Annotated in this window: 14 protein-coding genes; 6 read left to right on the forward strand and 8 right to left on the reverse strand. The window is 73.6% G+C overall.

Annotated elements, in window-relative coordinates:
* Positions 1 to 28 precede the first annotated feature (28 nt).
* The 4 genes from ACFSHS_RS01580 to ACFSHS_RS01595 all read right to left on the reverse strand — a co-directional run bounded on the left by ACFSHS_RS01580 (position 29) and on the right by ACFSHS_RS01595 (position 2,732).
* A complete protein-coding gene (locus tag ACFSHS_RS01580) occupies positions 29 to 763 on the reverse strand; it encodes a PIG-L deacetylase family protein (protein WP_376870898.1) in 735 nt (244 codons plus the stop codon).
* Between the two features lie 74 nt (positions 764 to 837).
* On the reverse strand, positions 838 to 1,737 hold the full coding sequence (gene sigJ, locus ACFSHS_RS01585) for an RNA polymerase sigma factor SigJ (protein ID WP_376870901.1): 900 nt from the start codon (positions 1,735 to 1,737) through the stop codon (positions 838 to 840).
* On the reverse strand, positions 1,734 to 2,300 hold the full coding sequence (locus ACFSHS_RS01590; protein WP_376870904.1) for a carboxymuconolactone decarboxylase family protein: 567 nt from the start codon (positions 2,298 to 2,300) through the stop codon (positions 1,734 to 1,736). The genes sigJ and ACFSHS_RS01590 overlap by 4 nt, the downstream gene beginning before the upstream one ends.
* 234 nt (positions 2,301 to 2,534) lie before the next feature.
* Entirely contained in the window at positions 2,535 to 2,732 is a 198-nt protein-coding gene (locus ACFSHS_RS01595; RefSeq protein ID WP_376870907.1) for a hypothetical protein, read from the reverse strand.
* Positions 2,733 to 2,822: 90 nt separating this feature from the next.
* Between ACFSHS_RS01595 and ACFSHS_RS01600 the strand changes: the two genes are divergently transcribed.
* Complete coding sequence (locus ACFSHS_RS01600; protein WP_376870909.1) at positions 2,823 to 3,116, forward strand: hypothetical protein; 294 nt, start codon at positions 2,823 to 2,825, stop codon at positions 3,114 to 3,116.
* A gap of 60 nt (positions 3,117 to 3,176) precedes the next feature.
* Here the strand turns inward: ACFSHS_RS01600 and ACFSHS_RS01605 are convergent, their stop codons facing one another.
* Positions 3,177 to 3,455, reverse strand: coding sequence for a chorismate mutase (locus tag ACFSHS_RS01605; protein WP_376870911.1), 279 nt, complete (start codon positions 3,453 to 3,455; stop codon positions 3,177 to 3,179).
* A gap of 335 nt (positions 3,456 to 3,790) precedes the next feature.
* Here ACFSHS_RS01605 and pcrA point away from each other — a divergent pair, with 335 nt between their 5' ends.
* Together pcrA and ACFSHS_RS01615 are read left to right on the forward strand one after the other, a co-directional pair.
* A complete protein-coding gene (gene pcrA / locus ACFSHS_RS01610) occupies positions 3,791 to 6,100 on the forward strand; it encodes a DNA helicase PcrA (protein WP_376870913.1) in 2,310 nt (769 codons plus the stop codon).
* 5 nt (positions 6,101 to 6,105) lie between these two features.
* Complete coding sequence (locus tag ACFSHS_RS01615) at positions 6,106 to 6,402, forward strand: hypothetical protein (protein ID WP_376871759.1); 297 nt, start codon at positions 6,106 to 6,108, stop codon at positions 6,400 to 6,402.
* A 34-nt stretch (positions 6,403 to 6,436) separates the two neighbouring features.
* Here the strand turns inward: ACFSHS_RS01615 and ACFSHS_RS01620 are convergent, their stop codons facing one another.
* The 3 genes from ACFSHS_RS01620 to ACFSHS_RS01630 all read right to left on the reverse strand — a co-directional run bounded on the left by ACFSHS_RS01620 (position 6,437) and on the right by ACFSHS_RS01630 (position 9,340).
* Positions 6,437 to 7,210, reverse strand: a complete 774-nt coding sequence (locus ACFSHS_RS01620) for an alpha/beta fold hydrolase (protein WP_376870915.1) — start codon at positions 7,208 to 7,210, stop codon at positions 6,437 to 6,439.
* Between the two features lie 128 nt (positions 7,211 to 7,338).
* Positions 7,339 to 8,124 (reverse strand): M23 family metallopeptidase, encoded by a 786-nt coding sequence (locus ACFSHS_RS01625; protein WP_376870917.1) that lies wholly within the window; start codon positions 8,122 to 8,124, stop codon positions 7,339 to 7,341.
* A gap of 352 nt (positions 8,125 to 8,476) precedes the next feature.
* Positions 8,477 to 9,340 carry an esterase/lipase family protein gene (locus tag ACFSHS_RS01630; RefSeq protein WP_376870919.1) on the reverse strand — a complete coding sequence of 288 codons (864 nt, stop codon included), beginning with the start codon at positions 9,338 to 9,340 and terminating at the stop codon, positions 8,477 to 8,479.
* 362 nt (positions 9,341 to 9,702) lie between these two features.
* On the opposite strand from ACFSHS_RS01630, the gene ACFSHS_RS01635 reads away from it, so the two are divergent.
* The 3 genes from ACFSHS_RS01635 to sucC all read left to right on the forward strand — a co-directional run bounded on the left by ACFSHS_RS01635 (position 9,703) and on the right by sucC (position 12,617).
* Positions 9,703 to 10,680: a hypothetical protein gene (locus ACFSHS_RS01635; protein WP_376870921.1), complete on the forward strand. Its 978-nt coding sequence runs from the start codon at positions 9,703 to 9,705 to the stop codon at positions 10,678 to 10,680.
* Between the two features lie 141 nt (positions 10,681 to 10,821).
* Positions 10,822 to 11,229, forward strand: coding sequence for a cobalamin B12-binding domain-containing protein (locus ACFSHS_RS01640; RefSeq protein WP_376870923.1), 408 nt, complete (start codon positions 10,822 to 10,824; stop codon positions 11,227 to 11,229).
* 227 nt (positions 11,230 to 11,456) lie between these two features.
* A complete protein-coding gene (gene sucC, locus ACFSHS_RS01645) occupies positions 11,457 to 12,617 on the forward strand; it encodes an ADP-forming succinate--CoA ligase subunit beta (protein WP_376870926.1) in 1,161 nt (386 codons plus the stop codon).
* Positions 12,618 to 12,667 lie beyond the last annotated feature (50 nt).

A 12,667-nucleotide genomic window follows, 5' to 3' on the forward strand; every position in this document is an offset into this window, starting at 1 on the left:
GTCCCTCCGGCCGGCCCCGTCCTTCCGCTCAGGCGGTGTGCACGACGTGGAACGCCTCCGCGAGCCGGCCGTCCGGCAGGCCGAACCCCCGCGCGGTCTCCGCCATCCAGCCGGTCACGAACCGGTCGAGGTCGGGCAGGTGGCTCACCTGCGTGACGTGGCATCGCAGGGCGGCGAGCTTGCGGTCGATCACGTCGGTGACGTCGACGGCGTGGTCGGCGCGCGGGCTCGCGCCCAGCCACACCTCGGACACCGTCCAGGCCGCCAGGCCCTCGTCGGCGAGGAGCTCGGGGAAGGCGAAGGGATTGCGGGCGTCGGGGTAGACCGCCCGCAGCGTCGACTCGCCGACGGTCATGTGGTCGGGGTGGCTGGCGCCGATCCGGTCCCACAACCGCTCCGGCGAGCTGGTCACCACCCGCTGCGGTCGCACCTGCCGGATCACCCGGCTGATGTCGCGGCGCAGGTCCAGCGTCAGCTCCAGCCGCCCGTCGGGATGGCCGAGGAACCGGACGTCGGAGACGCCGACCGCCGCGGCGGCCGCCTGCTGCTCGGCCCGGCGCAGTGCCGGCATCTGCTCGCGGGGCGTCTCGTCGAAGCCGCCCGCGTCGCCGTCGGTCACGACGCAGTAGGTGACCTCCGTGCCGGCCGCCGTCCACGTGGCGACGGTGCCGGCGGTGCCGAAGTCCACGTCGTCGGGATGGGCGAGGACGCAGAGCACCCGTTCGACGTGCGGAGCGGGGGTGCGGGGCAGAGGCGGGGTCACCCGCCGGAGCCTAGAAGGAGGACGCTCCCGCCCCCCGCCGCCCGCTGCTGGCGGCGGGCCCTGCACGGGGGCCGTCAGGGCTGCGCCAGGCCGGTGAGCTTGTCCGGGTTGCGGACGACGAGGACCTGCTGGACGATCCCGTCGGCCACGACGAGGGACACCGCGACGAACGGCGCGCCGTCGACCCGGGCGACGATGCCGGGGCAGCCGTTGACCTCCACGATCTCGATGCGGAGATCGGGGATCGCGGCGCCCTGGGCGGCGATCGCCGCCGCGAAGCGGGCCACCTTCTCCGCGCCCACGATCGGCCGCAGCGCGGCCCTGGCCTTCCCGCCGCCGTCGCTGATCAGCACCACGTCGGGCGCCAGGACGGCGAGGAGCGCCTCGACGTCCCCGCCGGCACAGGCAGCGAAGAAGCGTTCGGTCACCTCCTGCTGCGCCTGCCGGTCGGTGTCGAAGCGCGGCCGGCGGGCGTCCACGTGCGACCGGGCCCGGTGCGCCAGCTGCCGGACGGCGGCCTCCGAGCGGCCCAGAGCGGCCGCGACCTCCGCCACGGGCAACCCGAAGACCTCCCGCAGGACGAAGACCGCGCGTTCGGCGGGCGACAGCGTCTCCAGGACCACGAGCAGGGCCAGGGAGACCTGCTCGCCGAGTTCCGCGCACTCGTCCGGGTCCGGCTCGGGCGGGGCGCTCGCCACCGGTCCCGCTCCGGTGAGCAGCGGCTCGGGCAGCCACGGCCCGACGTAGGTCTCCCGCCGCGTGCGGGCCGACCGGAGGCGGTCCAGGGCGAGGCGTGTGGTGATCTGCACCAGGTAGGTGCGCGGGTCGGCCACGCCCGTCCGGTCGGCCGCCGACCAGCGCAGCCACGCGTCCTGCACGGTGTCCTCGGCGTCCGCGACGCTGCCCAGCATCTGGTATGCCACCGTGAACAGCAGCCGGCGGTGGCGGTCGAAGACCTCGACGGACGCGGTCACCGGGCGGGGATCTCGCACCGGTCCGCGAAGCCCTGACTGGTCAGCCCGAGGGCGCTGTTCACCCGTGACCGGCTGTTCTCCACGGCGACCATCATGGTCAGCTCCACCAGCGCCGCGTCGTCCAGGCGTTCGCGGAGCCCGGCGACCATCTCGTCGGTGACCGTGAGCGGCGTCGTCGTCATCGCCTCCGCGTAGGCCATGACCCGGCGCTCGAGGTCGGAGAAGCGGACGCTGTCCCGCCACCGGGGCACGTCGCGCAGCTTGGCCGGGTCGATTCCCTGCTGGGCGTGCTCCCAGTAGCCGAAGTCCATGCACCAGGAGCAGCCGATCGTGGCGGCCGAGGCCATGACGGCCAGCGCCTTGAGGGTGGGGTCGAGCCGGTTCCACCGTGCCAGCGACCGCTCGTGCCGGGCGTAGGAGATCAGCACGCGGGGGTTGTGCGCGATGGCGCGTCCGGGATCGAGCACCGCACCGTACGTGCGGCGGGAGTACCACTCGGCGAGACGGTTGACGAGCGTGCGCGGCGGGTCGAGCGGGATGCGCGCGGTGCGGGTGGTGGTCATGTCGGTCCTCTCCACGGGATGACTGCATCCATGGAGACGGGACGACGCCGCAGGACGTGACACGGCGGAACGTGACAGGGCCGGGGCCGGCCGGTTCCTCCCCCTGGCGACCCGACCGGCCTCGGCGACCGGACGCAACCCGTCCGCGGCGTGGCCGCGGAGGTGGTCCGGTCTCCGGCCCCCGGGCAGGCTCCGCGGGTTCATGGCGGGCGCCCGGCGGACCGGACGGATGGATCAGCAGCGGTACCGGTGCCCGACCCGGATCAGGTGGGCGAGGCCGCCTCCGCCGATGCCGGAGCCGAGGACGAAGGGCAGGACGACGGCGGTCGTGCGGCGCGGTGGCCGGGGCGGTGCGGCCGTCGTCCGGATACGCGCCGCGACGTCGGCAGGCAGGCGGTGGGTGGACGGCGGCACAGGCGGCGGCTCCGGCATGTGGTCACGTCCCTTCCGGTGGCTCGTGAGAGGAGGAGGCGCGGGCCGGCACCGCGGATACAGCCCGGTCGGGACAGGCACACTTCGGCGGTGGACACCTTCACCCTGTTCGTCGCCGTGCGCCCGGAACGGCCGCTGGACGACGCCACGGTCGAGGCGCTGGTCGACGCCCTGCGGCCCGGTGACGACGACCTGCGGATCTGGCGCGAGGCCGGCCGGGGGCTGCTCCGGATCTCCACCGAGTGCACGGCCGAGGACCTCGAGTCGGCGCTGGTGCTCGCGCACGATCTGGGAGCCGAGGCGCTGGCCGGCTGCCCGGGGTCGCTGCTGGAGGTCTCCGCCCTGGGCGACGAGGACTCGCTGGTCTGGCGCTCGGTGCCTTGAGGCCTCGCTGCAGGGGCCCGCCGCGAGCTTGCGAGCGGTGGGGGGCAGGGAGGTCCTTTCTCAGAGCCGGCCGCGTCCCTGGCGCAGGAGCAGCATGCCCAGTGCGGCGCCGTCCGGGCCCAGCGCGGCACGGAACCGGGAGAGCACCTGCTGCTCGCGGGAGAGGTTCAGCCGGGTGCCGCCGCTGGCGGCCCGCACGGCGCCGATCTCCTGCGAGATCGCCAGGCGCCGCTGGACGAGTTCGATGATCTCGGCGTCGCAGGCGTCGATGGCGGCGCGCAGTTCGCCGATGCGCTCGATGTCGGCACCGGTGACGGCGACTGGGGCGGTGACGGCCATGGGATGTCCTTCCGTGGGGCTCCTGGCCCTCAGACCCCCGAAAACGACGAACGCCCCGGGGCTCTTCGGGCCCGGGGCGTCTGTTGCGGCGGTTGCTCAGCCAGCGGTGACGGACACCGGATCCCGGTGGCCGTAGAAAAAGCTGACCGTGGCGAGCACGGGACGGAGTCTGCCACAGGCCGGCCGGGATGGCCACGACCGGTGGCTGGGACGGGTGTGGCGCAGGTGGACGGCGGCCCGGGCAGTGTCCCCCGAGCGGCTTACAGTGATGTGGTCATGAACCCACCCCACGAGAACGCTCCGCCGGCGCTCCACGTTTCCGCGGGGACCCCGGGATGAGCGTCCAGGAAGCCCTACCGGGGGCCCAGCGTCTGCCAGGGACCGAGGCCCTCCAGCGCACCGCCAAGGGGTCCGTCGGGCGGGAGCTCGACCGGATGCTCGCCGGGCTCAACGGCCCGCAGCGGCAGGCCGTCGTCCACGAGGGGGGGCCGCTGCTCATCGTCGCCGGCGCCGGGTCGGGCAAGACGCGGGTCCTGGCCCACCGGATCGCCTACCTCCTGGGTGCCCGCCACGTGCAGCCCGGCGAGATCCTGGCGATCACGTTCACCAACAAGGCCGCCGGCGAGATGAAGGAGCGGGTGGCCCAGCTCGTCGGCCCGCGCGCCCGGGCGATGTGGGTCTCGACGTTCCACTCGATGTGCGTGCGCATCCTGCGTGCCGAGGCCGCCAAGCTCGGCCTGAAGTCGTCGTTCACCATCTACGACCAGGGCGACTCCGTGCGGCTGATGACGATGGTCGCCCGCGACCTCGACCTCGACGCCAAGCGCTATCCCGGCCGCAGCCTCGCCGCCCAGGTCTCCAACCTGAAGAACGAGCTGGTCGACGAGGAGGGCTACGTCCCGCAGACGGCGCCGGAGAAGGTGCTGGCGGAGGCCTACAAGCTCTACCAGCAGCGGCTGCGCCAGGCGCACGCCATGGACTTCGACGACCTGATCATGAACACGGTGCACCTGCTGCAGGCGTTCCCCGACGTCGCCGAGCACTACCGCCGCCGGTTCCGGCACGTGCTGGTGGACGAGTACCAGGACACCAACCACGCCCAGTACGTGCTGGTGCGGGAGCTCGTGGGCCCGGAGGGCGGGCCCGTCTCGCCGGCGGAGCTGTGCGTCGTCGGCGACGCCGACCAGTCAATCTACGCCTTCCGCGGCGCGACGATCCGCAACATCGACGAGTTCGAGCGCGACTACCCACAGGCCACGACCATCCTGCTGGAGCAGAACTACCGCTCCACCCAGCGGATCCTCAAGGCGGCCAACCAGGTCATCGCGCGCAACACCGGCCGCCGTCCCAAGAACCTCTGGACCGACTCGGGCGATGGCGAGCTGATCGAGGGCTACGTCGCCGACAACGAGCACGACGAGGCCGCCTGGGTCGCCGAGCAGATCGACGCGCTGGTCGACGAGGGCGTCGCCCAGCCCAAGGACATCGCCGTCTTCTACCGGACCAACAACGCCTCGCGGGTGTTCGAGGAGGTCTTCATCCGGGTCGGCATGCCCTACAAGGTCGTCGGCGGGGTGCGCTTCTACGAGCGCAAGGAGGTCCGCGACGCGCTGGCCTACCTCAAGGTGGTCGCCAACCCGGCCGACGTCGTCAGCCTGCGCCGGGTGATCAACACGCCCAAGCGCGGCATCGGTGACCGGGCCGAGGCATGCGTGGAGAACTTCGCCGACCGGGAGCGGATCGCCTTCGCCTCGGCGCTGCGGCGCTGCTCGGAGATCGGCGACCTCGCCACCCGCTCGCTCAAGGCGATCCAGGAGTTCGTCGCCCTCCTCGAGGAGTTCGAGCGACTCGTCGAGACCGGCTCCGGCCCGGCCGCACTGCTGGAGAGCATCCTCGACCGCACCGGCTACCTGGCCGAGCTGCAGGCGAGCACCGACCCCCAGGACGAGGGCCGCGTCGACAACCTCAACGAGCTCATCTCGGTCGCCGCCGAGTTCGAGGCGGTCAGCCCCGGCGGCACGGTCACCGACTTCCTCGAGCAGGTCTCGCTGGTGGCCGACGCTGACCAGATCCCGGTGACCGGCGACGACGCGGGCGTGGTCACGATGATGACCCTGCACACGGCCAAGGGGCTGGAGTTCCCGGTCGTTTTCCTCACCGGGCTGGAGGACGGCGTCTTCCCACACCTGCGTGCCCTGGGCGACCCTCGGGAGCTGGAGGAGGAGCGCCGGCTGGCCTACGTCGGCATCACCCGCGCCCGGCAGCGGCTGTTCCTGTCCCGCGCCCAGGTGCGCACCAGCTGGGGGCAGCCGGCCTACAACCCGCCGTCCCGGTTCCTCGACGAGCTGCCGCCCGACACCGTGCACTGGTCGCGGCTGGAACCGGCGCCGGCGTCACCTGGCTACGGCTCCGCCCAGTCCCGCGTGGCGGCGACCGGGCTGTCCACCGGCGGGCTGCGCGGGGGCGCCGGCAACCGGGCGGTGATCTCGGTGGACGTCGGCGACCGGGTCAGCCACGACGCGTTCGGTCTCGGCACGGTCGTCGAGGTCACCGGAGCCGGGGACAAGGCGCAGGCCACGGTCGACTTCGGCTCCGGCGGCACCAAGCGCCTGGTCCTGCGCTACGCCCCGCTCGTCAAGCTGTGAGCGAGATGCCGGGCGGGTCCCGGTTCACCGTCGTCAGCCTGATAGATCTGCCGCCCGAGTCCGTGACGGCGTTCCAGCGGTACGAGGACGCCGTGCTGCCGCTGCTCCACCGGCACGACGGTCGGCTCGAACGCCGGCTCCGCACACCCGACGGCACGACCGAGGTGCACGTCCTGTCGTTCTCCTCGGAGGCCGCGTACGGGGGCTATCTCGATGACCCCCAGCGCGTGGACCACCGGTCGCTGCTGGACGGCGTCGAGCTCACGACCCGCGTGGTGGAGTCCCTGTCCGAGGTCCCCTGAACCGACCTCCGGCGCCGCCCGGGGTTCTCCCGGCTCAGGCGTCGCGGATGGCGGCGGCGGTCGACCCCGGCTCCAGATGGTGGTCGGCGGCGTCGGGCAGCACCCGCAGCGTCGCGTTCGGCAGCAGGGCGGCGAGCCGCTCCGTCGCGACGGCCAGCTGGGGCCACGTCCGTCCGCCGCGCATCACGACGGTCGGCACTTCCACGGCGGCCATCGCCGGCGTCGGCACCGGCATCGTCCGCGTGATCGTGGCGTCGTGGACCACCGACTGGGCCATCGCCTCCAGCTGGGGGAAGAACGGCGCCTGGCGGATGCCGGCCACCACGTCCGGCGGCAGGCCGATGGCTTCCAGCTGGAAGGTGGTGACGACGTCCGCGGGCCGGCCCTCGTCCACCATCCGCTGCAGCCGCCGGGGCAGATCCGCCGCGGGGGCGGACGGCTCGTCGTCGAAGCGGAACGGCGGTTCGTAGAGGAAGAGCCGGTCGATCGGCAGCCCGTCCGCCGCCGCCCGCAGGGCCAGGATCGCGCCGGAGGAGTACCCGAAGACGGTGGCACGACCGCCCGCCACGTCCATCATCGCCCGCAGGTCCTCTACCTCTCGCTCGACCGCGTAGGGCGGGGTGTTCGAGCTGTCGCCCCGCGCGCGGCGGTCGTAGGTGAAGCAGGTGAACTCATCTGCGAGCAGCGCGGCGATCGGCGCGCACGTGTCCCGCAGGTTGAACACCCCGGGCACGAACACCAGGGCCGGACCCCGGCCGGCCCGGTCGTAGGCGAGCGTCGTTCCGTCTGCAGCTGTCGTGGTCTCCATGCGGGGTCCTCCCGGTCGAGTGCGTCTTCCGTGGGACCCCGGGCAGGGGAGGAACTCATCGGTCAGCGACCGCACGGCCGCAGGAGGGGCCGGAGCGGTCACCGGGCGGGCGCCCGGTCGGCCGACGGTCAGATGTGGACGCCGCGCTCGGCCAGCCAGTCCTGGGGGTCCAGGGGCCGACCGTCCATGTCGCCACGGTGAATCTCGTAGTGCAGGTGCGGGCCGGTCGAGTAGCCCTCGTTGCCCACCTTCGCGATCTGGTCACCGGCGTGCACGATGTCGCCGGCGGCCACGTCGTAGTACCGCATGTGCCCGTAGATGTGGACGTTGCCGTCGGCGTCCTGGATGTAGACGGCGTTGCCGAAGCCCGACACCCGCCCGGCCTTGAGGACGACACCGTCGGCGGCCGCGTAGATCGGGGTGCCGAGGGGGGCAGCGAGGTCGAGGCCGTAGTGCATCTGACCCCAGCGCATGCAGTAGCAGGTGGTGAGCCGTCCCTGGGTCGGCAGCACGGTCTTCGGGGCGCGTGCGGCACGGGAGGCGGCCAGCTCGCCCAGCCGGGCCTGCGCCTCCGCCTCGGTGATGCTGCGGCGCACTCCGGCGTCGCCGCTGAGCGCCAGGTCGGCCGCGACGCCGAGGCCGTAGTCGGACGCGGTGCCGGTCATGTCGTCCGGGCCGGTCACGCCTGGGACGGCGGCCAGCAGGGCGCCGGCGACGAGGGCGGCGAACCAGAGGTGCGCGCGTCGGCCCGGAGGGTGCGGAACGCGGCGCAGCCGGGAGCGGGGCGCGGCAGGGGGTGTGGCGGGGGGTGCGGCGTCGGCGATGAGGGGGAGGTCGCCGGGGTCGGTCGCGTCGGCCGGCTCCCGCGCGGCGCCGGGCCGGTCGAGGACCTGCGGCGCACTGCTGGGGGACAAGGCGCACCTTCCCGGACGAGCGCTTTCCCTGCGAGCCCACCGGACGGCGGCCCACCGGGGGAGCGGCGGCGGCTCAGGACCACCGACCCGCGGTGTCCGCCGGTGGTCACCGGCGCCGTGATCGAACCGTAACGATGCGTCAGGGCGCGACAAAGCACCCCACGCCACGTGTCGCGATGTGTACGGGCGGTGAGTAGAGGTGTCGACGCGTCGGCACCCTGACACGGGCCTACGACAGGACGCGGCGACGGCGACCGGCATGCGGGGCCGGGATGCACCGCCCGGGATGCACCGCCCGGGATGCACCGCCCGGGATGCACCGCCCGGGATGCACCGCCCCGGGATGAAGGGGTCAGGCGACGGCGGTGACGCCGGCAGCCGCCTGTGGCGCGGCACGGCGGTGTCCGGCCAGCGTCACGGCGACCTCGTCCACGACCCGTCGGTGCCGGGGCAGGGTCATGTGCCCGACGCCGTGGACGAGCACGTTGCGCGCCCCGAGATCGGGATGGTCGCACCGCCCGGACGCCGTCGGCAGCACCACCTGGTCGAGGTCGCTGTAGATGGCGGTGATCCGCGTCCGGCACTCCGGCGCGGGCTCGGCCAGCTCCCGCAGCACGGGCGACCCCGGCCGGAGCTGCCGGATCAACGGCGTCACGGCCGCGTGGGCGAGGATCGAACCCCGGTGCGGCGTGCCCAGGGTCACCAGGGAGGCGACGCGTCGGTCGCCGCGCTGGCGCTGGACGTGATAGCGGGCGATCAGCCCGCCGAGGCTGTGCCCGACGACGTGGACGCGGTCGTGGCCGGTCTGCTCGCAGAGGCGCTCGATGCGCGCGCCGAGGTGGGTGGCCCCGCGCGCGACGTCGGTCAGGAACGGGCTGTAGTTCCAGGTGCCGACGTGGGCGAACCCCCGCCGGCGCAGGCTGCGCTGCATGACCGAGAAGACCGACCGGTTGTCGACCAGGCCGTGCACGAGCAGCACGGGGATCCGCGCGGCCAGGGGGTCCGCGGCGAACAGCGCGCGGACGGCGGCCGGCTGCTCGCCGGGACGCCGGCGCGGATCGAGCCGCAGCTCCGGTGTCCACGTGCCCAGCGGGTACATGAGGACGTGCGCGCCCACCCAGGCCAGCTCGGCCAGCCCGCCGGTCAGCGTCGCGGTGGTGCAGAGGCCACGTAGGCCGCCTCGTGGCCTCGCCTCGGCCGCCGGGGCGGTGTGCAACTCTGGAGCGGGGCCCGGACCAGTTCCTGAGTGCATGTCCGGTCCCTTCCGACTGCGGTCACCGGCAGTGGCGCTGGGTTCGGCCTCGCGGGTGGGCGGCTATGTGTCCGTTCACCGGACGGTAATGCGCGCGTGTGGTGCACGTCACACATGGCGTCGCGGAAGAAGTGCGATCGAGTCCGGTTCGTGACCGGGCCGCGCACGTCCGTGGTCACCCGCCGAGCGGCCGCGGCCGCAGACTGACACCCACGCCAGACACGACCGGCCACGAACCGGTGACCGAAGGGGGAACCGTGTCCCGCGACGCCCGTCCCGGGTCGACCAGCCGCCGTGTGGCGCCGACGTACCGCCGGCGTGACCCGGTGCGGAGGACCCCCTCGGCGCGCCGCGTCGCGCCGCACCCGGGGACGCCACCACCGGGGGAGGGCCTGATCGTCGGCGCCGTCCCCCGGGGCGCGCGGATCACCGGCGTGCTGCTCGTGCTGGCCGCACTCGCCGGTGCCGCGGCGCCCTTCCCCACCTACCTCGTCGTGGGCGGGGAGGAGCTGTCGTCGGCGAACGGGCTCGGCAGCGCCCTCATCGCCCTGCTGGTTCCCGCGGTCCACCTGGCGGTGGGCGTCGTCCTGCTGCGCGGTGCCGTCCCGAAGTTCGGCCTGGCCTACGCGGGCGTGACCGGAACGCTGGGCGTGGGGCTGCTGATGATCGAGCTCTACCGGGGCAGCAGCTCCACGGCCCGGCCCGGGATCGAGGTGCTCGCCGGGGAACGCGTGCTCACCAGCGGGGTCGAGGCCGGGCCCGGATGGGTCCTCGGCGTGGTCGCGCTCGCGCTCACCGTGCTCGCCGGCGTCGCCGCCATCGCGTCCTGGGGCCGCACGGTCATGGTCGACGGAGGAGCGCTCGACCCGGTGCGGTCGGGACTGGCCGGCGCGGCGGTCCTCCTGGGCGTCGCGACGGTGCTCGCGCTGTCCCTGCCCGCCGCCGACGTGCCCGACCGGCTGGTGACCGATCCGACGACGGGGCTGCAGACCGTCGTGACGCAGGAGGGGCCGCAGGCGCTGCTGGAGCGGCCCGGGCTGGCGCTGATGGGTGGACTGCTCCTCGCCGGTGCCGTCGTCCTGTGCTCGGTGGTCGCTCCCTCGCTGCGGCCGCGGCTGGCGGCGGTCGGTGGTCTGCTCGCGGTGGCCGTCACCGTCCTCGTCGCCGCCCTGACCGGTCTCCGTGACGCCGCCGCCTCCGACGAGCTCGAGTGGACGGTGCCCGGCGCCGGATTGCTGGTCACGGGGCTGGGCTACGCCGTGCTCACGGCACTGGCCTGGCGGCTGCGCCGCGGCCGGTCCTGACGGGCCTGGTGACGTACTGGAACGGCCCGCTGCAGGGTCCGCCTCCTGCAGGATCCCGCCGCGAGCGTGCGAGCGGTGGGGGGCAGGGGGTGTTCTGCGAGTGGGGAGGGGTAGCGGGGTCCTCTCACTAAGCTGCCCACCGTGGACGAACGCATCCGGGTGGTCATCGCCAAGCCGGGCCTGGACGGGCACGACCGCGGCGCGAAGATCGTGGCGCGCGCCCTGCGCGACGCCGGCATGGAAGTGGTCTACACCGGCCTCCACCAGACGCCGGAGCAGATCGTGGAGACGGTGATCCAGGAGGACGCCGACGCCGTCGGGCTGTCGGTGCTCTCCGGCGCGCACATGACGCTGTTCGCGCGGCTGGCCGAGCTGATGCAGCAGCGCGGGATCGACGACGTCGTCGTCTTCGGGGGCGGGATCATCCCGGAGGAGGACATCCCGGAGCTCGAGCGCCTCGGCGTCGCCCGCGTCTTCACCCCAGGTGCGACCACCAGCGAGATCGTGGACTGGGTGCGGCAGCACGTGGGGACGCCGACCGGCGCCTGAGAAGGGACCCCCTGCCCCGCCGCGGCTCGGCGCACGGTCGACTCCTCATCGGCGGCGATCGGGAGATGCGGCGGGGCCGGCGTGCGGGCAGCGCGCCCCGCGGGGCCCCGGGTGGCGCCCGGAGTGCTGCAACAGGGTGACGCACCCTGTGATGCGTCCCACGCCTTCCCGCTCCCTGCAACGCCCGAGGGGGCGACGTGGTTACGGGCGGGCTACGGTGCCTGTTCGTGGATCTCTTCGAGTACCAGGCCCGTGATCTGTTGGCCTCGCACGGCGTGCCCGTGCTCCCCGGCGGCGTCGCCGAGTCGCCGGAGCAGGCGGAGGCGATCGCGCGCGAGATCGCCGCGCCCGTCGTGGTCAAGGCGCAGGTGAAGACCGGCGGCCGGGGCAAGGCCGGCGGCGTGAAGCTGGCCGACAACGCCGAGGACGCCCGCGCCCGGGCCCAGGACATCCTCGGCCTCGACATCAAGGGCCACATCACGCACCGCGTGATGGTTGCCCAGGCCAGCGACATCGCGGAGGAGTACTACTTCTCCTACCTGCTGGACCGCTCCAACCGCACCTTCCTGGCCATGGCGTCGGTCGAGGGCGGCATGGAGATCGAGCAGCTCGCCGTGGAGCGCCCGGAGGCCCTCGCCCGCATCCCGGTGGACGCCACCCGGGGCGTGGACACGGCGAAGGCCACCGAGATCGTCGACGCCGCCGGCTTCCCCGCGGAGGTGCGTGACCAGGTCATCGCCATCGCCGTCCAGCTCTGGGACGTGTTCTCCAAGGAGGACGCCACCCTGGTCGAGGTCAACCCGCTGGCCAAGGCGCCCGACGGCACCGTGCTCGCGCTCGACGCCAAGGTGACCCTCGACGACAACGCCTCCTTCCGGCACGAGGACCACGCCGCGCTCGAGGACGTCGCCTCGGCCGACCCGCTCGAGGCCGCGGCGAAGGAGAAGGACCTCAACTACGTCAAGCTCGACGGCGAGGTCGGCATCATCGGCAACGGCGCCGGCCTGGTCATGAGCACCCTGGACGTCGTCGCGTACGCCGGCGAGGAGTTCGGCGGCGTCAAGCCGGCCAACTTCCTCGACATCGGTGGTGGCGCCTCCGCCGAGGTGATGGCCAACGGACTCCACATCATCCTGGGTGACCCGGCCGTCAAGAGCGTCTTCGTCAACGTCTTCGGCGGCATCACCGCCTGCGACGCCGTGGCCAACGGCATCGTCACCGCCTTGGACATCCTGGGCGACGAGGCCACCAAGCCGCTGGTGGTCCGGCTCGACGGCAACAACGTCGAGGAGGGCCGGCGGATCCTCGCCGAGGCCAACCACCCGCTGGTGACCGTGGTCGACACGATGGACGGCGCCGCGCGCCGCGCCGCCGAGCTCGCCGCCTAAGAAGGCCCTTCCGGCCTGCCTGCAGGGTCCCGCCGCGAGCGTGCGAGCGT

This window comes from Blastococcus deserti, from assembly GCF_042682525.1.
Lineage (GTDB): Bacteria > Actinomycetota > Actinomycetes > Mycobacteriales > Geodermatophilaceae > Blastococcus_B > Blastococcus_B deserti.